This window comes from Kaistella sp. 97-N-M2 (assembly GCF_021513235.1).
Lineage (GTDB): Bacteria > Bacteroidota > Bacteroidia > Flavobacteriales > Weeksellaceae > Kaistella.
On the sequence record NZ_CP090976.1, the window covers coordinates 1,872,850 to 1,887,134 of the forward strand.

10 protein-coding genes, 3 tRNA genes and 1 pseudogene are annotated in these 14,285 nt (G+C 40.0%); 12 read left to right on the plus strand and 2 right to left on the minus strand.

What is annotated here, in order from left to right:
* The first annotated feature begins 22 nt into the window (after positions 1 to 22).
* The 3 genes from L0B70_RS08845 (at position 23) to L0B70_RS08855 (ending at position 381) form a co-directional block, all read left to right on the plus strand.
* Positions 23 to 95, plus strand: a tRNA-Lys gene (locus L0B70_RS08845).
* A 38-nt stretch (positions 96 to 133) separates the two neighbouring features.
* A tRNA-Leu gene (locus tag L0B70_RS08850) sits at positions 134 to 216 on the plus strand.
* Between the two features lie 92 nt (positions 217 to 308).
* Positions 309 to 381, plus strand: a tRNA-Lys gene (locus tag L0B70_RS08855).
* A gap of 108 nt (positions 382 to 489) precedes the next feature.
* Here L0B70_RS08855 and panC read toward each other — a convergent pair.
* Positions 490 to 1,338: a pantoate--beta-alanine ligase gene (gene panC, locus L0B70_RS08860; RefSeq protein ID WP_235141451.1), complete on the minus strand. Its 849-nt coding sequence runs from the start codon at positions 1,336 to 1,338 to the stop codon at positions 490 to 492.
* A 195-nt stretch (positions 1,339 to 1,533) separates the two neighbouring features.
* Here panC and L0B70_RS08865 point away from each other — a divergent pair, with 195 nt between their 5' ends.
* From L0B70_RS08865 to L0B70_RS08905, 9 genes and pseudogenes are all read left to right on the plus strand, one after another.
* Complete coding sequence (locus L0B70_RS08865; protein WP_235141452.1) at positions 1,534 to 2,304, plus strand: glycogen/starch synthase; 771 nt, start codon at positions 1,534 to 1,536, stop codon at positions 2,302 to 2,304.
* A gap of 16 nt (positions 2,305 to 2,320) precedes the next feature.
* A complete protein-coding gene (locus tag L0B70_RS08870; protein WP_235141453.1) occupies positions 2,321 to 3,895 on the plus strand; it encodes a DUF4270 family protein in 1,575 nt (524 codons plus the stop codon).
* 25 nt (positions 3,896 to 3,920) lie between these two features.
* Positions 3,921 to 5,772 (plus strand): annotated as a pseudogene (glmS, locus tag L0B70_RS08875) (glutamine--fructose-6-phosphate transaminase (isomerizing)).
* A 111-nt stretch (positions 5,773 to 5,883) separates the two neighbouring features.
* The gene (gene gldK / locus L0B70_RS08880; RefSeq protein ID WP_235141454.1) at positions 5,884 to 7,299 is read left to right on the plus strand and encodes a gliding motility lipoprotein GldK; all 1,416 of its coding nucleotides are present in this window, start codon (positions 5,884 to 5,886) and stop codon (positions 7,297 to 7,299) included.
* A gap of 53 nt (positions 7,300 to 7,352) precedes the next feature.
* Complete coding sequence (gldL, locus tag L0B70_RS08885) at positions 7,353 to 8,039, plus strand: gliding motility protein GldL (RefSeq protein WP_235141455.1); 687 nt, start codon at positions 7,353 to 7,355, stop codon at positions 8,037 to 8,039.
* 52 nt (positions 8,040 to 8,091) lie between these two features.
* Positions 8,092 to 9,657 carry a gliding motility protein GldM gene (gldM, locus tag L0B70_RS08890; RefSeq protein ID WP_235141456.1) on the plus strand — a complete coding sequence of 522 codons (1,566 nt, stop codon included), beginning with the start codon at positions 8,092 to 8,094 and terminating at the stop codon, positions 9,655 to 9,657.
* A gap of 255 nt (positions 9,658 to 9,912) precedes the next feature.
* Positions 9,913 to 10,791 (plus strand): gliding motility protein GldN, encoded by an 879-nt coding sequence (gldN, locus tag L0B70_RS08895; protein WP_235143580.1) that lies wholly within the window; start codon positions 9,913 to 9,915, stop codon positions 10,789 to 10,791.
* Between the two features lie 74 nt (positions 10,792 to 10,865).
* On the plus strand, positions 10,866 to 11,897 hold the full coding sequence (locus tag L0B70_RS08900) for an FAD-binding oxidoreductase (RefSeq protein WP_235143581.1): 1,032 nt from the start codon (positions 10,866 to 10,868) through the stop codon (positions 11,895 to 11,897).
* A gap of 117 nt (positions 11,898 to 12,014) precedes the next feature.
* Entirely contained in the window at positions 12,015 to 12,938 is a 924-nt protein-coding gene (locus L0B70_RS08905; protein WP_235141457.1) for an NAD(P)-dependent oxidoreductase, read from the plus strand.
* Here L0B70_RS08905 and L0B70_RS08910 read toward each other — a convergent pair.
* Positions 12,916 to 13,746, minus strand: coding sequence for an aspartate dehydrogenase domain-containing protein (locus L0B70_RS08910; protein ID WP_235141458.1), 831 nt, complete (start codon positions 13,744 to 13,746; stop codon positions 12,916 to 12,918). The two genes, L0B70_RS08905 and L0B70_RS08910, sit on opposite strands and share 23 nt — an antisense overlap.
* Positions 13,747 to 14,285: the final 539 nt, after the last annotated feature.

Consider the following 14,285-nt stretch of genomic DNA (forward strand, 5'->3'; position numbering starts at 1 on the left):
CAATTCTAATTTAAATGTGACCGACTCGGTAGCTCAGCTGGTAGAGCAATACACTTTTAATGTATGGGTCCTGGGTTCGAATCCCAGCCGGGTCACAAGCGAAAAAATTCCGTAATTTTTACGGATTTTTTTTGCCTGCGTGGTGAAATTGGTAGACACGCCATCTTGAGGGGGTGGTTTCCTATGGATGTGCTGGTTCGAGTCCAGTCGCAGGCACTACAAAAATCAGCGGTGAATGATCATCGGTAAATGATTATATTTTTAATTATTTATCTCCCATCAATCATCATTGATAAAAAAAAATATCCGACTCGGTAGCTCAGCTGGTAGAGCAATACACTTTTAATGTATGGGTCCTGGGTTCGAATCCCAGCCGGGTCACAAAGAATTACTCTTAACAGGGTAATTTTTTTTTCATATTAATATTTTGTGATTTGGTGTTAAAAGTCTTCCCAGCGGGAAGACTTTTGGCTTTAGGAGAAGTTGTTTTTAATCCAAATGAATATTATCAATCAGTCGCACGTCATTCACAAAAACCACGATAAAGGCCCGGTAGTCGTGTCCTCTGTAGAAAAAGTCGGTTTCTTTTAAGGTGTTTTCGTCCGCAATTTGAAAATATTCCAGAACCATCCCGCGCTGGTCTTCGAAAATATCTTTTACCCGAAGATTAATTTCCGGCAGCGTAAGGACTCGAAACCAGTCGTTTACTTTCAACAGCGTTTCATGGATGACTTTTGCCGCTTTTCTTTGGTCGGGGCTAAGCCGCTCATTGCGCGAACTCATTGCCAAACCGTTTTCTTCGCGATAAATCTTAACACCGTGAATTTTCACGGGCAGCTGTAATTTTTGTACTAATTTTTTGATGATGGCAAGCTGCTGAAAATCCTTTTCACCGAAATAGGCATTGTCGGGCTTTACCTGACGTAATAATTCTTCAACCACGGTACCCACGCCGTCGAAATGTCCCGGGCGGAATTTTCCTTCCATTTCATTTTCCAGGCCCTCAAAATCGTAAGTTTTACTTTTTAGCCCGTCGGGATATAAATCTGAAACTTCCGGAATATAAACCGCGTCCACAAAGGCAGATTCTTCCAGCATTTTAAGGTCATTTTCGATATTGCGCGGATATTTTTCCAGATCGCCGGCATTATTAAATTGGGTAGGATTTACAAAAATAGAGGAGAACACCAGGTCGTTTTCTTTTGCGGCGGCCTCATAAAGGGAAATATGACCCCGATGAAGCGCACCCATTGTTGGCGCGAAACCGATTTTTTTGCCCATTTCCTTTTGCCTCTCCACATAATCGTGCAAGGTCTTTTTTGATCGAAAGATTTTCATAGTTTATTTATATCAATGTAAAAATAGGGATTTCCCGCAAAAAATTCAGTACTTCAAAAAAAAATATTTTGCCGAAAAATGAAGGGTTTCAAATTATAATTATTAAAATATGTTAATTAAAAATTATTCGTTTAAAATTTTGTAATTTTGCACAGTAGAATTTTCTGCCTAAAAATACGAAGAACGATAGAATTTATGCCGAACCAAAAAATATTATACGTCACCACGGAGATGTTTCCATACCAGGAAGATAGCAATATCGCAACCATGGTGAGTAAGATGGCACTCAAAATGCACCAGGACTCAAACGATGTTAGAGTGTTTATGCCAAGATTTGGACAGATTAGCGAACGCAAGTTTCAGCTTCACGAAGTAATTCGTCTTTCCGGGATGAATATCATCATCAATGATCTGGATCAACCCCTTATTATTAAAGTAGCTTCCCTGCCGGGAGAAAGGCTTCAGGTGTATTTTATTGATAATGACGAGTACTTCAAAAGAAAGCAGTTTTATGTTGATGATGAAGGAAAACCCTTCGACGACAACGATGAGCGGGCAATTTTCTTCGCCAGAGGAGTAATTGAAACCATCAAAAAATTGAACTGGGTTCCGGATGTTATTCACCTGAACGGCTGGATGGCTTCATTTATCCCTGTATACCTAAAAACTTTTTACAAAAACGACTCTTATTTTAATGATTCGAAACTTGTTCTTTCTGTTTATAATGAAGAAGACTTTGCGCTCTCTGAAAAGGTAGAAGAAAAAATGAAATTCGACAATATTACCGCTTTAAAAGCGTTTAAAAAACCAAGTTTTCAGCAATTCGTCATGGAAAGTATGGATTTGGTAGATGTAGTGATTAAAGGCGACGAGTTCTTACAGGATGAACTCAGCGAAGCTTTTGATAAAACAAAAACTACAAAATCCGAATACGTGAACGCGGATTCAATCGACAAGTTATACTAATCAATTTTAAATTTTAATGATAAATAATATTCAAAGATTATTCAAAATTACCGCTGCTTTGGTAATTGGGAGTGTAATGTTATGGAGTTGTGAGCCGGATGCAGATCAACTTGGATCGCAATTTTTTCAGAACGGTGCGCAGGGTACGGAAGCGCTTTTTCCCGTTATTGCGTATAATGTAAATAATGGCGACTCCATCCGAACAGATGCGGTGCGCCTGAACAGTGCGGCACTTGGTGCTTTTAGCGAGCCTCAGTTCGGTTTGCAGAAAGCCGCGTATGTTACACAGGTAAGATTAAGTTCTTACGCTCCGAATTTTGGAACCAATCCGGTTATCGACTCTGCAGTGATGGTAATTAAACCCGTTTACGCAGCAGACTCTTTAACCACAACAACCGTAGAAGATTATATTTATCCGGATGGTGCGGTACCTGCAAAAAAAGTGGTCGTGAGTTATCCCGTGACGAAATACGGAAATACCAAATTGAATAATAGAACGATTTTTAATATTAAGGTCAACGAGGTAAACGAGTTTTTAGGTTCCAGTGCAGACCAGGTTAGATCGAATAAAATCGTAACAACAGGAGAGGTAATTGGGTCGAAAGTTTTTAACGGCGATATCACTTCCATAACTATTACCAAAGATTCCGATAACAGTACTCTTTTCGAAAGAGCGGCATCTCTAAGAATTCCATTGGATTCAACGTTTTTTCAAAATAAGATTGTTAATGCTGCCGCAAATAATTTGAGTGATGCTGCAACTTTTATCAGATATTTTAAAGGCCTTAAAATTTCAGTTGATGAAAACGACGGCTATATTTTCAATATCGATCCGAACTCAATACAGGTGAATTTGTATTATAAAAAAGATAAAGTGGATGGTACAACAACCACGAGAGAATCTGCAATATATGCGCTGGATCTGGGTTCCGCAAATGCCCATTTCAGTCAAATTACGTTCGACCGAGCGTCTACTCCTTCTGCTGCTGCGTTGGCTTCCGCTAATCTGCAAACCGGTGATGCAAGAATATTTGCCCAGGGTATGGGAGGACCGGGAATTGGAATTCGCGTTCCTTTGCAAACGGTCAACACGATCAAAGATTTATACAAAAATGATAAAGCGGGTATTATTTCTGCGAAAATTCGAATTTACACCGCTAAAGACAACTGGGACAATTCTTATAAAAAACCGGATAACTTCGTTGTGAGACAAAGAGATCTGACTCCGGAAACAGGCGAGCCGGTATATTTGAATGATTTTCTTACCGATATGAGCACCTTGGCGTATACCGGACTTTACAATTTGGTAAAAGCCTACGACCTGGATAAAAATCCGGCGCACTACGACATTGGAATCACGCAGACTTTTAAAGATATTATTGAGAAAGAAGCCAAAAACAATGATCTTGTTTTGAACGTGGGTAATTACACCACGGATCCGGCGGGCAATTTATTAGGGTTTCAATATTCGGCACTCGGTCAGCAGAATTTTAATTCAAGGTCCTTCACGCCGTATCGTGCTGTATTTGTAGGAACTGATGCTGGAAATGAAAATGCTGCCCAGCTAATTCTGACGTACGGTAAAAAATAACAATAATAAATTAAAGAATAAATATATGTGTGGTATTGTAGGTTATACTGGTTTTCAGGATGCATATGACGTAGTAATAAACGGTCTACGAAGATTAGAATACAGAGGATACGACAGTGCGGGGATTGTTTTGGACAGCGATACAACTTTCGATGTTGCCAAGACCAAAGGGAAAGTTGAAGATTTGGTAAACATTTCGAAAAATTTGGTCGGTAAATCGCATGTCGGAATGGGCCATACAAGATGGGCCACCCATGGTGTTCCCAGCGACCGTAACTCGCACCCACATCTTTCCAACAATAATAAAATAGCTTTAGTACACAATGGTATCATCGAAAATTATGATACGATTAAAATAATGCTTACCGAAAAAGGCTTTACGTTCCATTCCGAAACCGATACCGAGATTTTGGTCAACCTTATTCAGTATTTTATGGATATCAATTCAGACATTGATTTTCCAACGGCCGTGAGGTATGCTTTAAATGAAGTGTACGGCGCATACGCCATTACCGTAATGCACGACGATTTTCCGGGTGTGCTGGTGGTAGCTCGTCTAGGTTCGCCTTTGGCGATTGGTTTGGGAACGGATGAATATTTTATCGCGTCCGATGCTTCGCCTTTTGTTGAATTTACGAAAGAAGCCGTTTACTTGGAAGAAGGTCACATGGCCACTATTTCCTTAGAAAATGGCGTTGATATTCGTAATATCAACGACAATGTGAAGATCATTCCCGAAGTTCAGCAGCTGAAATTAAGTTTGGAGCAGATTGAGAAGGGAGGCTACGAGCATTTTATGTTAAAAGAAATTTTCGAGCAGCCAAAGTCCATTCACGATACTTTACGTGGAAGATTACTGGTAGAAGAGGGCATTATTAAAATGGCGGGAATCTGGGATAATCTGGAGAGATTAAATAAGGCACAGAAAATAACCATCATTGCGTGCGGAACTTCCTGGCATGCGGGATTGATTGGCGAATATCTCATCGAAGAATTTGCAAGAATTCCGGTAGAAGTAGAATATGCTTCCGAATTTAGATATCGAAACCCGATCATTACAGAAAAAGATATCGTAATTGCGATTAGCCAGTCCGGAGAAACCGCAGATACAATGGCCGCCATTAAAATGGCAAAAGAAAAAGGCGCATTCGTTTATGGAATTTGTAATGTCGTCGATTCTTCAATTTCCCGCGTTACTGATGCAGGTTCTTATACGCATGCGGGTCCGGAAATAGGCGTAGCGTCTACAAAAGCTTTTACCGCTCAGTTAACCGTTCTTTCTCTAATTGCATTGAAATTAGGAAAACACAATGGTCAGCTAAGCAACCAGGAGTTTATGAAATTGATTACGGAACTGGATGCGTTGCCTAAAAAAGTGGAAGAAGTTTTAGAGACTACGCACGAAATCACGAAAGAAATCGCGAAGAACTTTGTCGACGCTCAAAACTTTTTGTATTTAGGTCGTGGTTATAACTTCCCTGCCGCCTTGGAAGGAGCCTTAAAGTTGAAAGAAATTTCCTACATTCACGCAGAAGGGTACCCGGCAGCAGAAATGAAGCATGGCCCGATTGCGCTGATTGACGAAAATATGCCCATTGTAATTATTGCACCGAAACAAGGTCACTACGACAAAATTGTGAGCAATGTTCAGGAAATTAAAGCACGAAAAGGCAAAGTAATCGCATTGGTCAACAAAGGCGATACACAGGTTGCCTCTGTTGCAGATTATGTAATTGAGTTCCCCGAAACTTCTGAATGTTTCTCTCCGATTATCGCTTCGATATCCCTTACAGCTATTAGCCTATTATATTGCGGTTTACAGAGGCGCAAATGTAGATCAGCCTAGAAACCTGGCTAAATCCGTAACTGTGGAGTAAAATAAATGTTAATTTTTATGAAATAATCCAAACAATTTTTCGTTTTGGAAAAAAAATCATAATTGTTTTTCCAAAAAATTATATATTTACCGCTTAATTTCCAAAAATAGCATGAACAAAATATTTCTTGTATTACTATCCGCCACTCTTATTATTTCCTGTTCCAAACGCGGCAGTTCCAGCGCCGGAAAGCCTGGAGTTAAAGGGGAATTGGTGCCAAAAGGAAAATCCAAATCTTTTGTAGCAGAAAGACCTTACGGAATGGTTGCAATTCCAGCGGGCTCTTATGTTATGGGTCTTGCTGATCAGGATTTTACCAACACGCCAGAAAAAGCCAATCTTAAAACCGTTACCGTTTCTTCCTTTTTTATGGATGAAACCGAAATTACCAATGCGGAATATCGTGTTTTTATTAATTATGTGCGGGATTCCGTTGTTCGTTCTTTGTTGGCTGAAGCAGCTGGAGATGGTGGTACAGACGGAGACGGAAGTGCCATTGGAGATTTTGCTTACCTGTCTAAAAAAGCCGGCGAAGATAAAACGGCTTATCAGGAATTTATGGAGTCTCAAGGTGGTAGAGATGGCTATAATGAATCTAAGAAATTAGACTGGAATGTTCCACTGCGCTGGAAAACTTCGGAATATCCGGATGCGCAGTACGCGGAAATTTTAGAGTCTGTTTATATTCCACCCGCAGAAAGAATCAACAACGAAAGAATTATCGATACCCGTAAATTGCTTTACGCTTACAATTGGGAAGATATCGAATCGGCAGTTAAAGAGAAATCGCGCGGTTCAAAATATTTGAAAAAAGAAAGTATTGCGGTTTATCCCGATACAACAGTTTGGATCAAAGATTTTAATTATGCCTACAACGAACCTCTTTATGATGGGTATTTTTGGCACAGTGCCTACAAAAACTATCCAGTAGTGGGGGTAACCTGGGATCAGGCAAGAGCTTACTGTAATTTTAAATCGAAGTTAAAGTCCGATTACAATGAAGCCTTGAAAAAGAAAAAACAAAAACCGATGTCTTTCCGTCTTCCAACGGAAGCAGAGTGGGAATATGCGGCCAGAGGCGGTAGAGAGAATGCAACCTATCCTTGGGGCGGTCCTTACTTGCAGGATGACAGAGGATGTTATTTAGCGAATTTTAAACCGAAACGTGGTAATTACATCGAGGATGAGAAGAAAGGAACGTACACCTATACCGCACCTGTGAAACAATTTGAAAAAAATGGTTTTGGATTGTTTGATATGGCGGGAAATGTAGCGGAATGGACCGAGTCTCCTTACAGCAACTCAACCTATGAATTTGCATCTACTTTAAATCCATATTTATCCAATCAGGCTTACAGAGAAGAGAAAAAATCGGTTAGGGGTGGTTCTTGGAAAGATGTAGGTTACCTTTTGATGAATGGGGCCCGCGATTATGAACGGAAAGATTCTGCCAGAAGTTATATCGGTTTCCGAACGGTACAGGATATTCCGGAAGGAACGGCTAAATTCAAAAAAAGAACAAAATAGACTTTGAAAAAACAAAACAAATAATAAATTACTAACCAACAAATTACCAACTCATGTTTAAAACTAAGGAAGCCACATACAACTTTATCTATTCCATTGGCGCTGCAATCGTAATTTTAGGGGCCCTTTTCAAAATGACTCACTGGAGTATCGGACCTCTTACCGGAAATGTAACCCTTGCTATTGGTTTGATAACCGAAGCGATCATCTTTACCATCTTTGCCTTCGATATTCCTAAATCTGAAGAATCCTACGCGTGGGAAAATGTTTACCCTGAATTATTAGACTCGCATGCAGAACCAAACCCAAAACACTCCTCGCTGGCGCTACAATCCGCAGAAGTAAAAGAATTGGAAACCTCCCTGTCTGATAAATTAGATAAAATGCTGGCTGATGCCAAACTGGACGTTAGCCTTTTTGACCGTTTAAGAACTGGAATCGATAAATTCTCCTCCTCCGTGGATCAAATTAACCAAACGGTGGATGTTAGCGGTTCTACTCAAAAATACAATGATCAGTTAATGCTTGCAGCAAGCCATCTTGAAAGCATGAACGCACTGTACGCCCTTCAGTTGGAACACGGTAGAACGCAGACCGAATACAGCAAAAAATATGTTGAAGACATGCAGCGATCTGCAGCTCATTCCGAGAAATTCAATGAAGAATTATCCGGATTAACCTCAAACTTAAACAGTCTAAACAGAGTTTACGGCGGAATGCTAAGCGCAATGAAATCATAATTTCCTCTCCATTTATATTTAAAATTTAAACTATTAACAAAATTTACTAAAAATGGCACAGGGAAAACAGACGCCTCGTCAGAAGATGATCAACTTGATGTATCTTGTTTTCATTGCAATGTTAGCAATGCAGATCGATCAGGAAATCATCAGATCATACAAAGATACTACGGGTTCTTTGGAGGAAACCAGAACACTTACCGAGAACAACAATACCATCTTTAAGAAAACCTTGGAAGCGAAAGCTGCCAATACGCCAGATACTTTTTCCGCCCCGTTGGAGCGGTATAAAGGTTTGGAAGCCAAAGCGGATGATCTGGTTCAAAGCATCGAAGGACTTAAAATTGAACTTAGCAAGGAAGCAGAATATAATAAAAATGAGCTGGATATTCAGGAGAGTTTTGCCTCACTGAACAATACAGAACCTTCAACTAATATTTTTTTCGCAGCGGGTGACGAAAATAAACCATCAAAAAAAGCTAACGATCTTAAACTTAAAATTGAAGCTTTTAAATCGTATATCAACCAGACTTTCGGCTCCAATAATTTGATGAAAGCGGTTGTTGACAGAACGAACAAGCAGATGGTAACCGAATATAAAGAATTAAGAAACGGTAAAAATTGGGTTCAGTACAAATTTTACAACCAGCCCTTGATCGCTGCTCTTTCTAATCTGGAAGTTATACAGTCTTCCGCCAGAGGTATTCAAGGTGATGCTTTATCAGTAATGCTTCAGGAAAAAGTAGACGCAGATATTAAATTTGATGCTTACCAGGCGATCGTCTCTGCACCAACTATCGTGCTTCAGGGTGAAACTGCACAAGGTAAAGTTGCTATTGGTAATTATTCCAGCAACGTTCCGGGATTATCAATGCCAGGTTTAACCGTGACCAACGGTCAGGGCGTAAGAAACCTCGATACAGGATCTTTAGGCGATAAAAGTTTTGCGGGAACTATCTCTTTCAAAGATGTTAATGGTAAAGAAATTCCTTTGAATTACAGTCATACCTACACCGTTGTTCCTGGAGCAAAGGAAGTGGCCTTCGAAAGTGGTGCTTTATTATCTGCAGACAAAATGCAGGTTTTATACAGAGGATTGCCAAATCCCATTTCAGGTTCAATACTTGGCGCAAATAACGCGCAGACTACGTTATCTGCCTCCGGCGCATCTGTTTCGAAAACAGGCGGCGGAACTTGGGTAGTAACGCCAGGAGGAGGAAGTTCCACAACATTAACGATTTCTGGTAAGGGACCAAAAGGCGAAACGATTTCAAAAGCCTTTCCTTTCCGCATTAAAAATGTGCCGCCACCAATTGGTTTAATTCAGGGTAAAAACATAGTATCCATGCCAGCCAGTTCTATCCCGAACCAAAGAGTATCTGCAGACATGCCGGATTTCGATTTCCCGGTAAGTTTTACCGTAAACAGTTTTATGTTTAAAGTGCCCGGTAAAGCAGCAATGCTCATCAACGGAAGTTCTTTAAGTGCTGTCGGAAATCTTACAAAAGGATTAAGAAATGGCGATATCGCTTACGTCTTTAATATTCAGGCAACAGCAACAGGTTTGGGTAATCAACAGTTAAAAAACGTAGGCAACGTCATAATAAACGTACAGTAAAATCGTTAGTGATTTAATATTTAAGAGGGTCATCCGTACAAAAAATTTAGAATGAAAAAGGTCATATTACTACTTCTTGCTTTAACTTTCAGCGGTGCTGGAGCTCAAACCAAGAAAAAAACGAAAAGAAAAGCCAAGCCTAAAGCTGCAGCGGTGGTCGCTGCGAAAGAGGACCAAGGTGCCGATATGGGCAATATCGATTCCCTGGTAAATGCTTATGCTACGCCGGCGGTTCCGGAAGAGCCGATCAATTCGATGTCTATTTTAAATGCCAAATCGCCCGAATCTTTCCGTAAATTTCGGGAGACCGGGATGATTAAGCAGGGAGATTCTATGGTTTCTACCAGGATTACGCCTTTGAAATATGGTTTTATCGAGGATAAAGATATTTTGAAAAGCATGGTTGTTTGGGAGATCATCGATATGAACGACAAATTAAATCAGCCTTTTTATCATAATGAAGATGGTTTGGTTTCGCAAAACAAATCGCTGTATCAAATTTTGTTCGATGCTATTAACGACGGCAGAATCAAAGAAGTTTATGACGACGAATTGTTCTCTGTTCGGTTAGACCCGGATGCCATTCAGGCGCGGATTAAAAATGCGGTGATGAGCGACGCGGGTATCGATAAAATGAACGAAAACGGCGCGCTGACGGAAGAAGAAAAGAAAGAATATACCAACGTGTACGAAACTAAGACCGAAAATGTAAAAGTTTTGAAAATCAAAGGAATGTGGTATATCGACCGTCGCGACAGCCAGATGAAATACAGATTGTTAGGCATTGCGGCAATGGGTCAGGATCCGTCAACAATGGGCCAGTATGGGCCGGATGGTCAACCTTTAGCGTCGAAAGATGAATTGATCGATCTTTTCTGGGTATATTATCCGGATGCGCGCGAAGTTCTTGCAAACTCAATCGTTTTCAACAACAAAAATCTTTCGTCCGATATTTCTTTTGATGATTTGCTGAACGCGAGAAGATTTTCTACTATTATCTACAAATCCGATAACGGTTTAGGAAACGGCGTTATTAAAGATTATATTCCACGCGACGCCGATGCACAGCTGGAAGAAAGCGAAAGAATCAAAGGACAGATCCTTCAAATGGAAAATGATATGTGGAATTATTAATTTCACTTGAAAATATCCCAAAACCTGAGTATTTTTACTCAGGTTTTTTTTATTGAATTTTTATAACGATGAAAATGAAAAATGTTGATTATATAATTGTCGGCGATGGTTACGCGGCAGTTTTTCTTGCACACCAGCTCATAACAAATAACAAATCTTTTGTCGTCTTTTCGGGAGCGGGAAAAGGCGCTTCCAAGGTTTCCGCCGGCGTTATCAATCCCGTCGTTTTAAAGAAATTTACCACTTTTTGGCTCGCAGAAGAACAAATCGTTTTCTTAAACGCAACCCTTGCCGAAATGGAAGAATATATGGGTAAAAATTATTTGATTCCCGCGCAGATTCACCGAATTTTTCACGATGAAAATGAAAAAGATCTGTGGCTCAGTAAAACCCAAACCGAGGAATTGGAACCTTTTCTGGATCCCGAATTTCAAACTTTAGATAGTATTAAAAACCCTTTTGGAACCGGTGCTGTAAAGAAATCTGCGCGCTTAAATGTAGAAGAATTTTTCACGGATTTTTTAAATTATTTTGAAAATAAAGGCCAGCTGATTCGGGAGCAGTTCGATTATTCCGTGGTGCAGGCCAATACGTACAAAAACCTTAATTTTAAAAATATTGTTTTCTGTGAAGGAATGGGGGTGAGAAAAAATCCGTTTTTTAAGGAAATTCCCGTTATTCCAAACAAAGGACATCATTTGAAAGTTAAACTATCAAGACCTTTGAGCCACCAACACACTTTAAAGAAAAAACATTTTCTTTTTCCCTTGAAAGACGACCTTTATTATTACGGCGGAACATACGATCCCAATGAACGAGAAAACGAGATCGATGATTTTAAAGTGGTGGAACTGATCGAAGGATTGCAAGCCTTTTACCCACACGATTTTGAAACCGTCGAAATTAACTATGGTTTTCGTCCTACGGTAAAGGACCGCCGGCCGATTTTAGGAAATCATCCGGACCATTCGAATTTTTATATTTTTAACGGTTTGGGCGCGCGTGGGATTTTAAACGGATGCTATTTTTCGCAGGAACTTTTTCAGCACATCGAAAACGGAAAAGATCTAATGTCCGAGGTAGATATCAAACGTTTCATTAAATAGATCATCCAAAATGTTCCAGTGAAGTCCTAGTCTTCGAAATAAGTTAGATATTCTCTCTGTTGGACTTTCAATAGTTGATTATTAATTTTAATTCCTTAAAAACGCACACTATAAACTATGAAATTTAAAAAACTCGTTGCGCTTGAGCCGCTAAATTTAATTCCTTCCGCGGAAAAAAGTCTGCACTCTTTTGCTGAAAATGTGATAATCTACAATGATCGACCTGCGAATGTAGAAGAGATCGTTGCGCGGATTGGTGATGCTGATGCAGTTCTGGTGAGTTATACGACGACCCTGGGGCGTGAATCTCTGGAACAGTGTTCGCTCCTCAAATACATCGGAATGTGCTGCTCGCTCTACAGCCCGGAAAGTGCCAACGTTGATATCCCTTTTGCAAATTCGCGTGGCATCACGGTTACCGGTATTCGGGATTATGGCGATGAAGGCGTGGTAGAATATGTCGTCAGCGAACTGATCAGATGTCTGCACGGTTTCGGAAACAATAAGGACGGGACGTCCAGAAAACCCTGGCGTGAAATTCCACGCGAAATCACAGGATTAAAAGTTGGGATTATAGGTCTCGGCAAATCGGGCGGCATGATCGCCGATGCGCTTCAGTTTTTCGGCGCAGAAATCTCTTATTTTTCCCGCACCAGAAAGGCAGAACAGGAAAAAAAGGGATTTAAGTTTTTGCCTTTGAATGTACTGCTTGAACAGAATGAAGTCCTTGTTACCTGTTTAAATAAAAATACGGTTCTCCTGCATGAAGCAGAGTTTAAACATTTGGGTATTCGCAAAATACTTTTCAACACGGGTTTATCGCCCGCGTGGGAGGAGGAACCGTTTGTAAAATGGCTGTTGAAAGATAACCTTGTTTACTGTGATACTGTAGGTGCGCTAGGTTCTGAAAAATTAGTGGATCATCCAAATGTGGTTTGCATGGAAGTCTCTTCAGGCAGGACGCAGCAGGCATTTATCCGGTTGAGTGAAAAAGTTTTGGCCAATATTACCCATCATCTTAAAAAACAATTGGCGACGTAATATTGCGCAGCGTGTTCACTACGCTCCACCCCGCAATTTGGGCGGTTTGGCTGTAAACTTCGATAACGGCGTTAATCTGCTCACTTTTGAGCTCAATACGGTGATTATCACCTACAAAGTTTGGCACCGAGTTAATTGAAACCTTAATGTTTTCCGGACCTGTCGACGCTAAAGCTGCCGCAACCGCCACATTAACGCGGGTCGGAAAAAGAGCAATGGCTTCTGCCGCGTTGCCTTCAAAAACCTGGCGCGCTTCTGTTTGCAACCCTTCCTCATAAATTTCTGTGTTTTTCAAAGAATTCGGGCCTTTTTTCGTTTCAAAGCTAACTTCACTTTTTTCCATTAAAGATACCGTTCTCAAGACATCAAAACCACCAATCGCACCGGAAGCTAAATGCACGCGCGTTTCGTTTTCTGCTGCGGTTTTCGCCACGAGTTTATAAAATTCTTCGTCCGCAAATGCACCGATAGACAGTGTTACAATTGAAGAACCGTTTTTCAGGGCGGGAACTGCCAACTCCTTTAAAGAAGATGGTGAGGCGGTTTCCACAATGTAATCGGGTTGAAGATGAAGAAGTTCATTTAATGAATGACAGGGCGTACAATCGTAACCAAAATTTAAACTTTGGATTTTTTTTGCGATATTTTCCGCCTTTTCGAACGTTCTGGAATAAGTGCCGATTAACCGGTAATCCGGTAATAATCCTTTTATAAAAGCGTCTAACACAATATTCGCAAGTTTTCCACAACCTACTATTGCCAAAGTTTTAGTTTCCATTCTGCGAACATAATACTTATATTTTACCATCGCAAAAAATGGAGGTATCAACTTCTTGCTGACTGGCGTTATTGTTAAATTAATTTCTGCGTCGGTGGACACTAAAAATAGTCTCCTGTTAAGACAGTTTCCAGGATATAAAATTTTTTTTTCTACACGATTAAAATTCGAACAGATTTATTTGATCATCACCTTCTACAAATACCAAATAAATTTTTTTCAATAAATCAAAATGGATGTCAGTTTTTGTAGTGACCGTCTTAACTAAACAACCTTATAATATATTTTTACCTCCGTAATACAATAAGAAATAATCCGCATATTTAATCTAAAATGCAATCGATTACTAAATATTTTCGAAGTATTAATATATCTCAATTGCAATAAAAAATTTATGGTTTTTTGCGCCCGCATTTTGCGACTCCATATTACTTAGAAATCCTCAAACGTTGGGCACTAAATGAAAGAACCGAGCTCGCAGCTATCCTTTAGGGTGTTGATGTTGGGTTGTCTCCTGACAATTTATCTTTCTCCTTTCCCAAAATAAGTTTTTGGTTTTACAAAAACAC

Bases quoted from the DNA above. Each gene is read 5' to 3' on its own strand.
- gldL (WP_235141455.1), top strand. From the start codon at position 7,353: ATGTTTAAAACTAAGGAAGCCACATACAACTTTATCTATTCCATTGGC.
- panC (WP_235141451.1), bottom strand. From the start codon at position 1,338: ATGAAAATCTTTCGATCAAAAAAGACCTTGCACGATTATGTGGAGAGG.
- gldK (WP_235141454.1), top strand. From the start codon at position 5,884: ATGAACAAAATATTTCTTGTATTACTATCCGCCACTCTTATTATTTCC.
- L0B70_RS08900 (WP_235143581.1), top strand. From the start codon at position 10,866: ATGAAAAATGTTGATTATATAATTGTCGGCGATGGTTACGCGGCAGTT.
- L0B70_RS08870 (WP_235141453.1), top strand. From the start codon at position 2,321: ATGATAAATAATATTCAAAGATTATTCAAAATTACCGCTGCTTTGGTA.
- L0B70_RS08910 (WP_235141458.1), bottom strand. From the start codon at position 13,746: ATGGTAAAATATAAGTATTATGTTCGCAGAATGGAAACTAAAACTTTG.
- L0B70_RS08905 (WP_235141457.1), top strand. From the start codon at position 12,015: ATGAAATTTAAAAAACTCGTTGCGCTTGAGCCGCTAAATTTAATTCCT.
- gldM (WP_235141456.1), top strand. From the start codon at position 8,092: ATGGCACAGGGAAAACAGACGCCTCGTCAGAAGATGATCAACTTGATG.
- gldN (WP_235143580.1), top strand. From the start codon at position 9,913: ATGTCTATTTTAAATGCCAAATCGCCCGAATCTTTCCGTAAATTTCGG.
- L0B70_RS08865 (WP_235141452.1), top strand. From the start codon at position 1,534: ATGCCGAACCAAAAAATATTATACGTCACCACGGAGATGTTTCCATAC.